Source organism: Bradyrhizobium sp. Ai1a-2 (genome assembly GCF_000426245.1).
Lineage (GTDB): Bacteria > Pseudomonadota > Alphaproteobacteria > Rhizobiales > Xanthobacteraceae > Bradyrhizobium.
In genome coordinates this window covers 25,101-40,948 of sequence record NZ_AUEZ01000050.1, presented here as the reverse complement: position 1 = coordinate 40,948, position 15,848 = coordinate 25,101, and the positions used below count along the sequence as shown (strand labels likewise).

Genomic DNA, 15,848 nt, shown 5'->3' with positions numbered 1-15,848 from the left:
CGAAAGCTTGTTCGACTATCAGATCTTTGAGCTGCCTGAGCCGCGCCCAGCTACGCGATCTTAAACCTGCAGTAGGATTGCCCAATGCATACGAATATCAACGTGTCAGTGGACAAGACTTCGACGCGCGTTAGCCTGGGTTTGCTCATCGGCTTGCACATCATCGCCTGCTGCATTTCGCTCGCCTACCTCAGCCGCAACTATGGCTTCTATCGCATCTACTATGATCCGGCACTGCTTAACGGTGCGATCGTGACGATTGCCGCGTTCGCTACCCTCTCATGTCTTTTCCTGAAAGCTCCGTTCAGCTTCGGTTACCTTCTCGGCTTCAATTTCTATACCATGGTGCTTGGATATCTCTGGCTGAACTGCTTTTCCCGCTTCGAGTACAATCACTGGCTCAGTGGGGCCTCTGCCGTTCTATCAATGGTCGCATTCTTGATCCCGGCGTTGTTCGTCACATCCCCGATCAAACAAAGGTTCACGATTTCGGAATCCACCTTTGATCGCGTGCTCACTCTGATCCTCGTACTTGGCGTGGTCACGATTGTCATCTGCGCAAGCTATAGCTTCAAGATGGTCTCGCTGAAACACATGTACGACTTCCGCGGCAAGTCCAATATGCCGACCGCGCTCATCTATTGGGTTGGAATCGTTTCGAACGCGCTGCTGCCTTTCGCGTTTGCTTGCTTCGCCGTCCGAGGAAACTACTGGCGAGCCGGCCTTACGCTTGCTCTCCTGCTGCTGTTTTACCCGATTGCTCTGAACAAGATCGCTTTCTTCACACCGGCATGGCTTTTGGTCGTGGCTGTGCTAACCCGCCTGTTCGATTGCCGGATTGTGGTCGTGATCTCGCTCTTCCTGCCGTTGCTTGCCGGGATCGTTTTGTACGCCGTTTTCGATGTGCACGACACGCGCTATCTTGAAATCGTCAATTTGCGGATGATCGCAACGCCTTCAAATGCGATGGACGTGTACAACGATTTTTTCTTCAGCCATCCCTACACTTACTTTTGCCAGATCGGTTTTCTCAAACCCTTCGTCTCATGTCCCTATCAGGAACAGTTGGGCCAAGTAATGCAAAAGGCCTATGGTCTGGGTAACTTCAACGCCTCGCTGTTCTCGACTGAAGGGATCGCCTCAGTCGGACCTCTGTTGGCACCGGTCCCGGTATTGGTCTGCGGACTTGTGATCGCCTTTGCCAATCGCCTTTCTGCGGGCCTTCCTCCCCGTTTCGTCCTGATCTCGGGCTCGATCCTCCCTCAGATTCTCTTGAATGTGCCACTGACGACAACCATGCTTTCGCACGGCGCCGCTTTTCTTTTCCTGCTATGGTATCTGACACCGCGCTCGATGTTTATCCAGCAGGCACCGCTCCTCCGGTAACTGCGTTCATCCGCGGCTTACGTCCTTAGAACCTTGGAGTGGGTCACCAACAACGCAATGGATATCAACTGCGGCTGTAGACGTGCAGGTCGATGGCCCACACGGTCTGAGCGCCAAGGACGATTTGCGCGGGAAACGTCAACTTGGCGATCGAATCGCGATCGAAAGGCCCTCTTCCAAGCTGAATTCCTGCTGCCAGCCAGTCGACGACAGCTTTGTTAGATCGACTTCCAGACGGCCAACCAAGCTGTCGCGAATTCGAGGCCTACCACTCGCGTGCAGAAGCAGCTCTAGCGCCTTCACGGGCACTGGAAAGAGCCGCGCCTTTCTGTCCATCGCTCGCGCCAGCCTACCAATGAATTCCGGAGTTGAGACTTGCTCTTTGTCGGCTACCAAAAATACATCGAAAGGCTTTTCGTTGTGCGTAAGCCTGTTTGCGATGAAGGAGGCCAAGTTCTGCACGCCCACGAAAGCGCGTCGATTATGAACCGCACGGAACGGCAGTGGAGTTCCCGAGCGGACCGCTTTGACCAAGAGATGGAAATTGCCCACCGCCCCTGGTCCGTAGACTAGCGGCGGTCGGATAACGGTGAGGCTCATCGGCAAATCCGAAGACAATTGCTTCAATCCAAGCTCTGCCTCTGCCTTCGAAACCCCATACACGCCCCGCGGCGCAAGTTCATCAGTTTCTCGAAAAGGAGCGCGGTCGTCGGTACAACTACCATTGACCAGCATGGTACTCACAAAGATAAACCGCTTGACGCCTGCCTTTGCAGCAGATCGAGCGAGCTGCAACGTACCTTCAACGTTGATTGTTCGGTAAACGTCTATCGCGCTCTCTTCGTTGACCTGGTGTACTCGCGCCGCCAGATGAACCACGGCCTGCGCCCCGGTCAGCGCCTCCGACCAGTCTGTCGAAGGCCCGATCGATCCAACCACGACCTCATCATTATTGGATAACCTGGAACTTCGAACAGCGCGCCGAACTCGCCAGCCTGCTTGTAACAGTACAGGGGTTAAGTGACGGCCGACAAAACCATTTGCGCCCGTTACCAGTACAACTGGCCGAGATCCAGTTTTCTGGTGTGGATTTCTCATCAAGCATAACCATCAAGTTGGTTGCAGAACGCTACTTGCCGACTCTGCAAACTTTCTCGAACACGACCTCGGAAAACCGCCGTCTATTCCTCATTTGAGTTCCGTTCTCTAGTCGGAACAATGTGCGTTGCCCGGCGAGCGACAGAATTCGCAAAATTGATGAAATTTCAAAAATACCAGACAAAGCAGTTGGCCTACAACCTGAGTTAGTTATCGATCACTATCCCGAAGCTGCCGCAAGCACAACAACCTTCGATAATTCCTGTCCCGCGTAGATTGCAAGATCGTGCAACACAGAATCACGCGGCTGCTCCGGCCCGCCGCTTCCTATCCAGACTTGGCGCCAGATGGATGGGAGGCGAACATAAATTCGTCCCTGCAGCCACGAAAGGCTGAGGCACTGCTGGGCCTACAGGGAGCTGGTGGTTGGCGGTGCGCACCAATGGTGGGGCGCAGCCGTAGCCTGAGTGCGTATGAACGCCGCTGGTGGGGCCAGCAGCTAGCTAGTCCCCGCTGATAGGCCTGGAGGAGCCTGGCACCTTCGGAGACACCTCTGACGGGCCCTCTAACCATCGTTTGAGCGGAGCGACTGCCAATGCGGCGATAAATAACACTAGCGCGGCCTCGGTGTCGAAGAGAACAAAGTGGATCGCCCGGTGGAGCATCATCTGATGGGCAGAATGGAAGTCAAAAGGGATGCCGAGTTCGGAAGCCAAGCTCCACGAAGTCCATTTACCAGTGTCCAGCCAGTTCGTCGCCTGAAGGCTCATGACACTAAGCGCCATGAGTGCCACAATTTCCCAGAACATCACAACCGCAAGAACGGTAATGAAGCCAACAGCTAGATAATACCAGTCCATCGTCGCCCCAGTGTCGCCCTAGTGTTTTTTCGCGCACGGTACCTGCGGCCGCTAGGTTGTTCAACCGACTCGGCTCCAACTTTCTCGCGAATCTGCCGAACGTGAGCCGTTTCGCTGAGCCGTCAATTCTCTAACTATAGAAGCGGCCCCGTCGAAGGCTCGGCCGCGAAAATGAAAGCTGGCGGCAGTTCGCAGCGGTATGTGCCGCGCAGAGCTGATGCGGACAGAGCTCTCAGCTTGTCTTGCCGGGCGCTGAATGAAGTGCCAAACGTGGTTGGCTATTAGCTCGTAGGCGCAGTCATTGCTATAAGCAGGCAAGAACGCGGCCCAATCGAGAGTTATCACTTGGGGTTGGCGTATAGTGGCCCATGCGCTTAGAAATCTAGTTTGGCAGAGCTGCAGCTAGAGATCGCGAAGCTGAGAAACCATGCGGATACTCGTTCTCAACGCGGACTACCCACGCTTTCTTACTTGGCTGTATCGCGGCCAACCAGGGCTTGAGAATGCGCCTTACGCGTCGCAGATGACGGCGCGAAACAGGAGCCTGTTCGGGGTCGCAGACTTCTATTCGAAGAATTTTGAGGCCTGGGGCCATTCCGCTGCAGAAATCCACGTCAACAACCCCTGGCTGCAGGGGGCCTGGGCGCGCGAGCATGGCATGGTCGTGGCCGTCACCGAGCCGGCCATCGGCGCCAGTAACAGACTTCCTGCGTGGCTGCTACAGGCGGTCGCACCGTTCAAGCCGATGTTGAGGCCGTTCGCCCGGAAGGTTGGGCTTAGCCCAAAGCTCGATGCGCAGGCGGAAAAAGTCCTGCTCGCCCAGATCGAGGATTTCAGGCCCGATCTGGTGTTGAACCAGGACACGTTTCACATCGACACTGCGCTAGTGCGCCGCATCAAGGGAATCGGCAAGCCCGTGCTGGTCGGCCAGATCGGGATTTCGCCGACCCGCGGCGAGGACTGGCGGGTCTATGACCTGCTGATCTCCCAGCTGGCAGCCACGGTCGCTTTTTTTCGAGGCCACGGCGTCCGCGCGGAGGTCAGCCACCTCGCCTTCGAACCTTACGTGAGCGAGGCGTTACCTCCCGCACCAGCCATGGACATCGACATCTCATTCGTCGGTACCGTCTCGGCCGATCACCAGCAACGGATTGCGCTATTGGAGGCCGTTGCCGAACGCTACGACCTCAAGCTGTTCGGCAATATCGCGCCGGGCCTCCCCGCCTCCTCCCCCCTGCATCGCTGCTTTCAGGGCGAAGCCTGGGGTGCTGAGATGTATCAGGCCCTGCGGCGCTCCCGCATCACGCTGAACTCCCACATCGACATGGTCGGCCGCGAGGCCGGAAATGTGCGGCTGTTCGAAGCGACCGGCGTCGGCGCGTTCCTGCTCACCGACTTCAAGGACAATCTGCACACGCTGTTCGACCCTGACCGCGAAGTCGTGGCATGGCGCTCGATCGACGACTGCATTGAAAAGATCAAGCGATATCTCGCCGACGATGCCGCACGAAACGAGATTGCGGTCGCCGGTCAACGCCGCACGCTGGCCACGCACAATTACCGCGAACGGACCCGCGGAATCCTGGCGGCCGTCGAAAATTCGTGACCCCTCCCGGCGCGACGGGATGGACGGAATATTTCCTTGACGCCGGGGGGCAAAATAGCCACATTGCCGGCAAAATAGCCGCTTTGCGGTTGAATTTACTCACCTTTTTCGGCCGACCGATGGATAGCGTCGAACACTGTCGCTTTAACGATCAGCTCTACGCGATCATCGTGCGCGCGTCCTTTCGGGAACCGGGGATCACGTTTTTCTCCACGCCCGAATTGTCGCAACAGCTCGCCTATATGAGCCACCCCAAGGGCAAGAGCATCGCGCCGCATCGGCATAACAAGGTGACGCGCGAGGTTCACTACACCCAGGAAGTGCTGGTGATCCAGAAAGGCAAGCTGCAGGTCGATTTCTACACCGAGGCCGAAGAATATCTGGAGAGCCGCGTGCTCTCGGCCGGAGACGTCATTCTTCTTTGCAGCGGCGCCCATGGATTCGAGGTGCTGGAACCGCTCGAGATGATTGAAATCAAGCAGGGCCCATACGCGGGTGATGGCGACAAGACACGCTTCCCCGAGGCTCCGGCTGCGGTGAAGCGGATCAAGGGTCCGGTTGCGTGACGCAGGATTTCGTTCCAGTCAACACGCCGCTCCTCAACGGAAACGAAGCTGAATATCTGGCCGAGTGCGTTCGCACCGGATGGATATCCTCCGAAGGTCCGTTCATTCCGCGCTTTGAGTCGGCCATGGCCGAGATCGCGGGACGCCGTCACGGGGTTGCCGTCACCAACGGATCCGTTGCGCTCGATATTGCCGTTCACGCGCTTTCGCTCGAGCCGGGTAGCGAAGTCATCATCCCGACGTTTACAATCATCAGCTGCGCATCCGCAGTGATCCGCGCCGGGCTAGTTCCCGTCGTAGTCGACTGTGATCCGAACACATGGAATATGACCGCGGACGCAGTGGAAGCAGCGATCACGCCAAAGACCCGCGCGATCATGGTGGTGCATATCTACGGCCTGCCGGTTGATCTCGATCCGATCCTGGAGCTGGCGCGCAAGCATGACCTTCGCGTGATCGAGGACGCTGCCGAGATGCACGGCCAGACCTATCGCGGCCGGTCCTGCGGCAGTTTTGGAGACGTGAGCACGTTCAGCTTCTATCCGAACAAGCACGTCACGACGGGCGAAGGCGGCATGATCCTGACCGATGATGCGCAGCTCGCCGACCGGCTGCGCAGCCTCCGCAATCTCTGTTTCAAGCCCGAGCAGCGCTTTGTCCATGATGAGCTTGGATGGAACGCGCGCATGACCAACCTGCAGGCCGCGCTCGGCGTCGCCCAGACCGAGCGGCTCGGCGAGATGATCGACATCAAGCGCAGGACCGGCCGGCGCTATGACGAACTCCTGGAGGGAGTCGATCCGATTCAGCGCCCTGTCCCGCGGACCAATTACGCTGATAACGTCTATTGGGTGTATGGCGTCGTCCTGAAAGACGAGGTCGAGTTCGACGCCAAGGAAGCGATGCGGCGACTTGCCGGCAAAGGTATCGGCACCCGTCCCTTCTTTTGGTGCATGCATGAACAGCCCGTCCTGCGCAGGGCCGGCCTGTTCGCGAGCGCCTCGCATCCTCACGCGGAGCGGATCGCGCGCCGCGGCTTCTATCTTCCAAGCGGACTTGCATTGACGGACGACCAGATCGTGCGATCCGCACAGGCGCTCAAGGAGATCCTTGCTTGAGCGCCTTCGAACGCTACGCGCCGTGGTACGACCTCCTTTACCAGGACAAGGATTATACCGCGGAAGCATCCTTTGTGGACGCGCAGCTCCGTCACCATGGCGCGACGCCCGGCACGTTGCTCGATCTAGGTTGTGGCACGGGCGTACACGCCCATGAGTTCGCGCGCAGCGGATGGGCCGTCACCGGTGTCGACATCAGCGCAGACATGATCCGCCGGGCCGAGGCGCGCATGAGCGGCGGCTCGGCCCGCGTGCGATTCCGGCAGGGCGACGTTTGCGAATCCGGCCCGGAGCGGGATTTCGACGCCGCGGTCGCCCTGTTCCATGTGGCGAGCTACCAGACCAGTCGGGCAAGACTTCAGAATATGCTGGCGAGTGCAGCTATTGCGCTCAAGCCGGGCGGCATTCTCCTGTTCGACTATTGGTATGGGGGCGCCGTGCTCGCGCAAGGCGTTGAAACCCGTGTCAAGATCGTAGAGCGCCCGCCACTGCGCGTCACCCGGATCGCGCAATCCAACCACAATGAGGCCAGCGCGACCGTTCAGGTGAACTATACGCTGTTCTGCGAGGACGTTGCGCAATCGACGATCCATCGGATCGACGAAGCACACCACCTCCGTTACTGGTTTCCGTTCGAGATCGAGGCGCTGCTCGCCGCGACCGGCTTCGAGCCGGTCGGTCACTATGCGTGGTTGTCGACGACCAGCCCGCCGAACTCGCGGGACTGGGCGGCCTATTCCATCGCCAGAAAAAAGACGGTTCAACCGTGAAGCAGTTTCACGTTGGCGTCGTGCTGGAGTTGCCGCTCGAGGTCGGCGGCGGCTTCCAGCAAGGGCTTAGCGACATCACATGGCTGCGCGGCTGGGCGAAAACAGTCGGTATAGACGTGACCGTGTTCACCACCCAGCCCGACAACATCGCCATCCTGGCCGAACTCGGCATCGAGGCCAAGCTGTTGCGGATCGGCTGGTTCGACCGGTTGTTCCTGTTCCTGAAATATTGCGGGTGGTTCGATCTCCTGCAGTACGCGCTGCATCTGTGCCCGCCCTTTGAGAAGCGGCTGATCCGAGAGCATGTCGACATCGTCTATTTCCTGACGACATCGAACTGGCAACTCGTGCTCTACAAGCTGCCCTTCATCATCACGATATTCGACGGTTGCCACCGCGATTCGCCGGAATTCGACGAGGCGCGTGAATTCGCCGAGTTCGAACGCCGCGAAATCGTTTTTCGCAGTGCCAGCACCAAGGCAGCATTGGTCGTCGCCAACGCGCAGGAAGTGATTGATGCGCTATGTCGTCGCTATGCAATGGAACAGGACCGCGCGGTTTGTATCCCGTTTTCACCATCTCCCTACGTGACACGATCGATTGAGGCTGGCGGACAGGCGGACGCGGACACCGCGATCCTGCGAAAGTACGGGCTCGAGCCCGGTTATCTTTTCTACCCCGCCCAGTTCTGGTCTCACAAGAATCACGCAACCATCCTGCTGGCAATGAGTTTGCTGCGGAATCAGGGGATACAGACGACTCTGGCGCTATGCGGATCGGATCGTGGTTCGCGTAGCGCAATCGAGACGTTGGCCGCACAACTCGACCTCGGCGACCGCGTGCGCATCCTGGGTTTTGTTCCCTCTACCGAACTCGGCCCGCTCTATCGCAACGCAGCGGCGCTGGTGATGGCAAGCTACTTCGGCCCAACCAATCTGCCACCGCTCGAAGCCTGGTCGGTCGGCACGCCCGTGATCTATCCCGAAGCCTTCAAGACGCAAGCTGGCGATGCCGCCATTCTGTTCGATTACGACAGTCCGGCCTCGCTGGCGGAAGCCATTGTCAAGGCCAGTCTACCCGAGGAACGTGCACGGCTGGCTACCGCAGGCAAGCAGCGGCTCGAATTTTTTTCGCACCAGATTGACGACGGACATCGCGCATTCGCGCAGCACCTTCTGAGACTGAGGTACCGCCGCCATCCTCGGATCTATTGAGGACCGCACGCGATCCTATCGGGGAATAATAGCGACTATCTTTGCGCGGGTATTTCCGATCAGCAGCGGGATCGCTGCCACGCCTGCAACCGCCAGCCAGATCGCACATTCCGCGACAAAGCGCTGCGTACCGGTCCAGGGTATGGTGGAGCGGATCATAATTCCCAACCCCCATCCCGCCACTATCGTCGTCGCCATTGCCCCCGCCAGAAACACCAGGTGACGGAACGGGTGCTTGAGTGTCTCACGCATGATGACGAGCGTCAGCAGGCCGAACTGGACCAGGAGATCGCTCGCCACGATCGCGGCCGCCGCCCCGAGCGGGCCCAGCTGCGGGATCAGCAACAATGACAGTATGAGAAAGACAATGAACTGCAGTCCCTTGCTGCGCACGAGAAGATCGGCACGATTGCTGTAATTGGCATAGCTTAACGCGAGGATCGCAGGCGCGGCCACGCAGGTGCCGATCAGCATCGTCTTCGCCAACAACGGATCATAGGGAATGGCGCCATGGGTCCAGAGCGCAAAGAAGTCAGGCCAGAACGGCAACAGTCCCGACACAACCGCACTGGCGAGCACCGCGACAAGCACAGAACCGCGGGCATAGAGCGCGCGCAACCGTTCGGTCGCACCAACAGCATAGTCGTGGCCAAGTTCTGCAGCGAGCGGAAGAGTGGCCTGCAGGCAGAGCGCCCGCAATAGCCCGGCCGCGACGCGGATCAATCCCCATTGTGCGACAGCGACGCGATCGGCCACCAGCGCGCTGACCAGCAGAACCGGGAGGTTCATCAGTGCCAGTTCAGTCGCGCCAGCGATTCCGAACGGCGCCGCCTTACGCAGCTGTCCGACCATCCAGCGCATGGGACGCCTGCCCCGCACCTTGCGCAGAAATGGATGCAAGCGCGGCGCATCGATGGCAATCAGATAGACTGTGATCAATATCTGCATCGCGACATAGGCGAACGTGACGGCAAACAAGCTCGCTGTCGCAACGATCGCAACCAGTTGCGCGACCTGTCCGATCAGCATTCCGAAGCTCTGCAGCCAGACAGCGCGGCCGTACAGCCCCCGCGCCCGGTAGAGCGCCGACACGAGACCCGCCGGAAGCGTAAGCAGCATCCCCGCCGTCATCGCCACAAAGGCGGCATCGAAATTTTCGATCGCCTCGAACCGAAAGACCGTGGACGGCGAAACAGCCAGCGCCGCTGCGACCACCAAACCGACGAGCACAATGCTGAGCCAGAGGTAGAGTCGCAGTATCGCGGCATAAAATGCCGCGGTGCGACCGTCGCAATCTACGCTGGATTTGAATGAGAAGAAGCGGTTGATGGCACGAAGCTGCAGGCCGCCATCGGCGACCAGCACAAGGCTGCCAATCGCATAGATCACGAACCAGGCGGCCAACTCTTCGCCGCCCCAAAAATGCAGGAAGACGGGAACCAGCGCGACCTGCTGGATGATCCCGAGCACCATCTGGAAAATGCTGGCGGACCAACCCGCAAGCAACCTTCGTGCCCGGGTCGGGGGCGAAATACCCGCGGGGACATTCTCACTGCCGCGCGCGCTTGGCTCTTCGATCAAGTCCAGGGACCCCTTTGGCGTACAGAGGGGGCTAGCAGCAACCCAGTAGGATGTCGATACTTGGCCCTCGTGCCAGAAACATGCCGCAAGCTGCCCTGATGGGGTTCCTGGGACCCGAATGTGGAAAGAGCGGCCACTCTTGCGGATGTCCCTGAAACGGATCCCGGCGGCCTTCCTGCATGATCCCCTCCAAGCCACTCAAAACATCAAGTCCGCCATGCCATTGCCGACAGGGCGCAGACCTTGTCGGGAGGTTGTCTGGCGCTATTGTAACGGCGCCGTTCGATCCGGAGCTCCCATAATGCCCGTCCCGCATGCATCGCAAGCCTTGTCCCGATTCACCGTTCTCGACCTCACCCGCGTCCGCTCCGGCCCCACCTGTGTGCGCCAGCTCGCGGACTGGGGCGCCAATGTCGTCAAGATCGATGCGCTGACGGAGGATGCCGGCGGCGAGCAACCGGGCGGCCCACGGCATGGTTCGGACTTCCAGAACCTGCACCGCAACAAGCGCGCGATGACGCTCAACCTCAAGGATCCGAAAGGTCTTGAAGTATTCAAGCGGCTGGCCGAACAGGCTGACGTGGTGGTCGAGAATTTCCGTCCTGATGTCAAAGCCAAGCTCGGCATCGACTACGCGAGTCTCCGCCGGATCAATCCGCGCGTTGTCTATGGCAGCATCTCCGGCTTCGGCCAGGACGGGCCGTACCATAAACGTCCCGGTTTCGATCAGATCGCGCAAGGCATGGGCGGACTCATGTCGGTGACCGGCGCGCCCGGCGGCGGCCCAATGCGCGTCGGCATTCCCGTTGCTGACCTTACCGCCGGCCTGCTCTGCGCGATGGGTATCCTCACCGCGCTCTTGGAACGGGACGTATCGGGTGAGGGCCAATGGGTGCAGACCTCGCTCTTGCAGGCCCAGATCTTCATGCTGGATTTCCAGGCCGCGCGCTGGCTGATGGAAAAGGAAGTGGCGCAGCAGGCGGGGAACAATCACCCGACATCGATCCCCACCGGCGTGTTCAAGACGTCAGATGGCTATATCAACATCGCCACCACAGGCGGGCGCATCTGGGAGCGCTGCGCGCAGGCAATCGGGGCGCCCGAACTCATCAGCGATCCCGACTATGCCACGGCTCCGGCACGTTCCAAGAACCGCGACGCACTCAATGCGAAGATCAACGAGCTGACGCAGAAGAAATCCACCGAGACCTGGGTGAACGAGATGAACGCGGCCGGCGTGCCCTGTGGCCCGATCTATTCCATCGACCAGATGTTCGAGGATGCGCAAGTGAAACATCTCGGCATGGCCCAGGACGTGCCGAACGCAGAGAACCGCCACATTCGACTGGTGGGCCAGCCAGTGACCCTGTCACGGACGCCAAGCACCATGGCGGCGCGCCCGCCGGAATTCGGCGAGCAGACCGACGAAGTGCTGACCGAATTCGGCTTCAGCAAGGATGAGATCACCGAGCTCAGGCAGCGCAAAGTTGTATAAGGCCTTAAGCCTTCGCCGGCCGCAGCCGGCGGGTGGCGCCACTAAGCGCCTTGTCGATCAAGGGCCAGAACAACAGGATGATTGCGAGCGTCGTGATCGAGCCGACGAGCCCGTTCGACCAGAACACCTTCATGTCGCCGCCGGAGCCTATCATCGATAGCCGGAACGCATCCTCCGCACGGTTGCCGAGCACGAGCGCGAGCGTGAACGGCGCCAGGGGAATGCCGATCTTCTTGAACACGTAACCGACCACGCCAAAGCCCAGCATCAGCCAGATATCGAACATCGCATTCTGGATCGCGTAAGCGCCGATCGCACAGGACACGACGATCATCGGCGCAACTGCCGCAAACGGCACGCGCAGGATCGAGGCGAAGATCGGTACCGTCGTCAGCACCAGGACCAGGCCGACGACGTTGCCGAGATACATCGAGGCAATCAGGCCCCAGACGAAATCCTTGTGCTCGACGAACAAGAGCGGTCCCGGATTGAGGCCCCACACCATCAAGCCGCCGAGCAGGATCGCGGCAGTTCCCGAACCGGGAATTCCGAGTGCGAGCATCGGCAGCAACGCCGAGGTGCCGGACGCATGCGCCGCAGTCTCGGGCGCGAATACGCCCTCGATGCGCCCTTTGCCAAAGCTGTCCTGGTCCTTGGCGAAGCGTTTGGCGAGGTTGTAGCCCATGAATGATGCGGCAATCGCACCGCCCGGCGTGATTCCGAGCCAGCAGCCGATGAAGGAGGAACGCACCAGCGTCACCCAGTATTTCGGCAGGTCTCTCCAGACCGACAGCACCACGCGCAGGCTGATGCCGGCGGCGTGACCACGCAGCGCCAGCCGCTCTTCCATCGTCAGCAGGATTTCGCTGATGCCGAAGAGGCCGATGACCGCAACCAAGAAGTTGATGCCGCGCAGCAACTCGGTAGAGCCGAAGGTCATGCGGAGCTGGCCGGACACGGTATCCATACCGACGCCGGCGAGCAGAAGACCAAGCGACATCGAGATGACGGTTTTGTGCTTCGCCTCACGGCCAAGGCCGACGAAGGAGCAGAAGGTCAGCAGGTAGACTGCAAAAAATTCCGGCGGCCCGAACTTCAGCGCGAATGACGAGATCATCGGCGCCAGGAATGTGATCAGGAGCACCGCGACCAGCGAGCCTATGAAGGACGAGGTGAAGGCCGCCGTCAGCGCTTCCGCCGCCCTGCCCTGCTGCGCCATCGGATAGCCATCGAACGTGGTCGCCACAGACCAGGCTTCGCCCGGAATGTTGAACAAGATCGAGGTAATGGCGCCGCCGAACAGTGCGCCCCAGTAGATGCAGGATAGCATCACGATGGCGGATGTCGGGTCCATCGTGAACGTCAGCGGCAAGAGGATCGCCACGCCATTCGGGCCGCCAAGCCCCGGCAATACGCCGACGAAAATGCCGAGCACGAGCCCGACCATCATCAACAGCAGCGTTTTCCAAGTGAGGAGAACGGCAAAGCCGTGAAGGAGCAGGCCAAAAGCTTCCATGACTGAAGGTCCCGCCGATCGATTAGTAGCCAAGAGCCGCTTCGAGCGGCCCCTTCGGCATGATGACGTCGAAGGCGATGTCAAACGTCACGAACATCGCGGCGGTGAAGATGAAAGCTGTAAGCAGAGATTTCCACGCCGCGATCTTGCCGACAAAGCGCATGAAGCCGGAGATCAAGAGGAAGCTCGCAACATAGAGTCCAAGGAATTGCGTAGCGAGACAGAACAAAACCGTAGGCACGAACACCGCCATGACCCGGCGAAGCTGTGCTTGCGTCACGAAGGTCTCGGAAGCTTCCTTGCGCGAGAAGATCGCCGCAAACAGACCGTAGAGGCTGGCGCCGCCAAGAATGATCGAGAGATAGAACGGGAAGTAGCCCGGCTCAGGGCCGGTCGCATCCCAGGCCGCGCCGGTGCGCCAATTATCCCATCCAAGCGTGATGGCAAGCGCGAGCAACGCCAGCGACACGACGGTGTCCACGACGCGATTGCTGGTGACCGCAGGCGAATTGGCTTCGGGTGCAGTCGGATCGTCGACGACGATTTCGATATCTGTATTGGACATGGAGGCGGACGGTTCGGGCAGGCGCTCCAGCGTGGATACGTGCTGAAGCAACGGGCGTCAATGCAGCGTTCAACGCGTGCCAGTCCGCCTCGGGAACGCGCTCGCAAGTGCAGCATGATCAGGCCGGAGCACGCCGCGTTCGGTAATCAAGCCAGTCACCAGCCGTGCCGGCGTGACGTCAAAGCCGTAATTGGCGATCGGTGAGCCTTCCGGCACCACACGCACGTTCTCAATTCGCCCATCAGCCGTGCGCCCGCTCATATGCGTCACTTCGCTTGCTGCACGCTGCTCGATCGGAATTTCCCGCCCATCATTGATACTAAAGTCGATGGTCGGTGACGGCAGTGCAACATAGAATGGCACGCCGTTATCGCGCGCCGCGAGCGCCTTCAGGTAGGTCCCAATCTTGTTGCAGACATCGCCATTGGCTGCGACCCGGTCGGTTCCAACGATCGCCAGATCGACCATGCCGTGCTGCATCAGATGGCCGCCGGTATTGTCAGGGATTACAGTGTGTGGGACGCCATGGTGGCCCAGTTCCCAGGCGGTGAGCGAGGCGCCCTGATTGCGCGGACGCGTCTCGTCGACCCAGACATGAACCGCAAGCCCGCGATCGTGGGCACGGTAGATTGGCGCCGTAGCCGTTCCCCAATCGACGGTGGCCAGCCAGCCCGCGTTGCAGTGCGTCAAAATGTTGATGGTGTCGCCGGCTTTCTTGCCGGCCGCGATCGCTTCGATCACTTCAAGGCCGTGGCCGCCGATCGCCTGGTTGATCCCGACGTCATCATCGGCGATTTCCCTGGCGCGCTTGTACGCTGCCTCGCCGCGCACGGAAGGCGCCAGCGGACGAAGCACAGCCGTCATCTCGTCGAGCGCCCATTTCAAGTTGATGGCCGTTGGCCGCGTCGCGAACAGCAGCTCGTATGCGCGATCGAGCGCTACGTCAGACGGATCAGCGTGCATGGCCAGCGCCATGCCGTAAGCGGCGGTAGCACCGATAAGGGGCGCACCACGGACCAGCATGGTTCGGATCGCATCCGCAGCCTCCTCGGCGCTGACCAAGCGCGCGATGATAAACTCGTGAGGCAGTCGTCGCTGATCGATGGCACCGACAGACCAGCCGTCAGGCTCAAGCCAGATGGTGCGAAAATGTCGGCCGTCGACTTTCATGAGCGTAGGACCCGTCCCGCCACCGCATCGAGCTTCTTGAGCAGTTCCGGATCGCGCGCCTCGGGGGCCGTGATCAGCGCGGTGTCAAGCGCACGGTCGGAGCCGATCGGGCACGGCTCGTGCTCGCGCGGAAAATCCTTTGCCAGGCGCGCCACCAGCGCCTTGGCCTTCTCGGCATTCGAATTGAGCACACGAATGATGTCTTGCACGGTCACCGCGTCGTGATCCGGATGCCAGCAATCGAAGTCGGTCACCATCGCGACGCTGGCGTAGCAAATCTCCGCTTCGCGAGCGAGTTTCGCCTCAGGCATGTTGGTCATGCCGATCACCGAGTAGCCGAGTTCCTTATACGTCAGACTTTCGGCAAGGCTGGAGAATTGTGGCCCTTCCATGCACAGATAGGTGCCGCCGCGCGCGAACGGAATGCCTTCGGCCTCTGCGGCGGCTGCCAGATGAATGCGCAAGCGCGGCGACACCGGATGCGCCATCGAGACATGAGCGACGCAACCCTTGCCGAAGAACGAGCTTTCGCGCTTATAGGTGCGGTCCACGAATTGATCGATGATCACGAAAGTGCCGGGCGGCAGTTCCTCCTTGAAGGAGCCGCAGGCCGACAGCGATACGAGGTCGGTGACCCCTGCCCGCTTCAGGACATCGATATTGGCCCGGTAGTTGATGTCGGACGGGGACAGACGGTGCCCCTTGTCGTGCCGCGGCAGGAACACGATCGGCAGGCCCGCCATGGTGCCAAGGCGAAGCGGCGCGGAGGGCTCGCCCCAGGGACTCCTGATCGTCTCCTCGCGGACGTTTTCAAGACCCGGCAAGTCGTAGATGCCGGATCCGCCGATAATGCCTAGCACAGCGCCGGTCATGGCCTCTCCCGATCAGACTTTCGAAGCAATG

14 protein-coding genes are annotated in these 15,848 nt (G+C 60.0%); 7 read left to right on the top strand and 7 right to left on the bottom strand.

Annotation, left to right across the window (positions count from 1 at the left end; translation table 11 throughout):
- Positions 1–84: 84 nt before the first annotated feature.
- Positions 85–1,386, top strand: coding sequence for a hypothetical protein (locus K288_RS0127540; protein WP_051334757.1), 1,302 nt, complete (start codon positions 85–87; stop codon positions 1,384–1,386).
- Between the two features lie 138 nt (positions 1,387–1,524).
- On the opposite strand, the gene K288_RS0127535 is transcribed toward K288_RS0127540, so the two are convergent.
- Both K288_RS0127535 and K288_RS0127530 read right to left on the bottom strand, forming a co-directional pair.
- Complete coding sequence (locus tag K288_RS0127535) at positions 1,525–2,484, bottom strand: NAD-dependent epimerase/dehydratase family protein (protein ID WP_043160843.1); 960 nt, start codon at positions 2,482–2,484, stop codon at positions 1,525–1,527.
- A 503-nt stretch (positions 2,485–2,987) separates the two neighbouring features.
- Positions 2,988–3,344 carry a hypothetical protein gene (locus tag K288_RS0127530; RefSeq protein ID WP_027582460.1) on the bottom strand — a complete coding sequence of 119 codons (357 nt, stop codon included), beginning with the start codon at positions 3,342–3,344 and terminating at the stop codon, positions 2,988–2,990.
- A gap of 427 nt (positions 3,345–3,771) precedes the next feature.
- Here K288_RS0127530 and K288_RS0127525 point away from each other — a divergent pair, with 427 nt between their 5' ends.
- From K288_RS0127525 to K288_RS0127505, 5 genes are read left to right on the top strand one after another with little or no spacing between them, the layout of a single operon-like run.
- Positions 3,772–4,950: a glycosyltransferase gene (locus K288_RS0127525; protein WP_027582459.1), complete on the top strand. Its 1,179-nt coding sequence runs from the start codon at positions 3,772–3,774 to the stop codon at positions 4,948–4,950.
- On the top strand, positions 4,947–5,516 hold the full coding sequence (locus K288_RS0127520; protein ID WP_244443273.1) for a hypothetical protein: 570 nt from the start codon (positions 4,947–4,949) through the stop codon (positions 5,514–5,516). Before K288_RS0127525 ends, K288_RS0127520 begins: the two co-directional genes overlap by 4 nt.
- Positions 5,513–6,634 carry a DegT/DnrJ/EryC1/StrS family aminotransferase gene (locus tag K288_RS0127515; RefSeq protein ID WP_027582457.1) on the top strand — a complete coding sequence of 374 codons (1,122 nt, stop codon included), beginning with the start codon at positions 5,513–5,515 and terminating at the stop codon, positions 6,632–6,634. Before K288_RS0127520 ends, K288_RS0127515 begins: the two co-directional genes overlap by 4 nt.
- Positions 6,631–7,404, top strand: coding sequence for a class I SAM-dependent methyltransferase (locus K288_RS0127510; protein WP_027582456.1), 774 nt, complete (start codon positions 6,631–6,633; stop codon positions 7,402–7,404). Before K288_RS0127515 ends, K288_RS0127510 begins: the two co-directional genes overlap by 4 nt.
- Entirely contained in the window at positions 7,401–8,618 is a 1,218-nt protein-coding gene (locus tag K288_RS0127505; protein WP_027582455.1) for a glycosyltransferase, read from the top strand. The genes K288_RS0127510 and K288_RS0127505 overlap by 4 nt, the downstream gene beginning before the upstream one ends.
- A 15-nt stretch (positions 8,619–8,633) precedes the next feature.
- Here K288_RS0127505 and K288_RS0127500 read toward each other — a convergent pair whose 3' ends face one another.
- The gene (locus K288_RS0127500; protein WP_027582454.1) at positions 8,634–10,091 is read right to left on the bottom strand and encodes a hypothetical protein; all 1,458 of its coding nucleotides are present in this window, start codon (positions 10,089–10,091) and stop codon (positions 8,634–8,636) included.
- Positions 10,092–10,500: 409 nt separating this feature from the next.
- Here K288_RS0127500 and K288_RS0127495 point away from each other — a divergent pair, with 409 nt between their 5' ends.
- Positions 10,501–11,694: a CoA transferase gene (locus K288_RS0127495; RefSeq protein ID WP_027582453.1), complete on the top strand. Its 1,194-nt coding sequence runs from the start codon at positions 10,501–10,503 to the stop codon at positions 11,692–11,694.
- Positions 11,695–11,698: 4 nt separating this feature from the next.
- Here K288_RS0127495 and K288_RS0127490 read toward each other — a convergent pair whose 3' ends face one another.
- From K288_RS0127490 to K288_RS0127475, 4 genes are all read right to left on the bottom strand, one after another.
- The gene (locus K288_RS0127490) at positions 11,699–13,210 is read right to left on the bottom strand and encodes a tripartite tricarboxylate transporter permease (RefSeq protein ID WP_027582452.1); all 1,512 of its coding nucleotides are present in this window, start codon (positions 13,208–13,210) and stop codon (positions 11,699–11,701) included.
- Between the two features lie 22 nt (positions 13,211–13,232).
- A complete protein-coding gene (locus tag K288_RS0127485; protein ID WP_027582451.1) occupies positions 13,233–13,775 on the bottom strand; it encodes a tripartite tricarboxylate transporter TctB family protein in 543 nt (180 codons plus the stop codon).
- A 69-nt stretch (positions 13,776–13,844) separates the two neighbouring features.
- On the bottom strand, positions 13,845–14,945 hold the full coding sequence (gene mtnA / locus K288_RS0127480; protein ID WP_027582450.1) for an S-methyl-5-thioribose-1-phosphate isomerase: 1,101 nt from the start codon (positions 14,943–14,945) through the stop codon (positions 13,845–13,847).
- Positions 14,942–15,817, bottom strand: a complete 876-nt coding sequence (locus K288_RS0127475) for an S-methyl-5'-thioadenosine phosphorylase (RefSeq protein WP_027582449.1) — start codon at positions 15,815–15,817, stop codon at positions 14,942–14,944. The genes mtnA and K288_RS0127475 overlap by 4 nt, the downstream gene beginning before the upstream one ends.
- Positions 15,818–15,848: the final 31 nt, after the last annotated feature.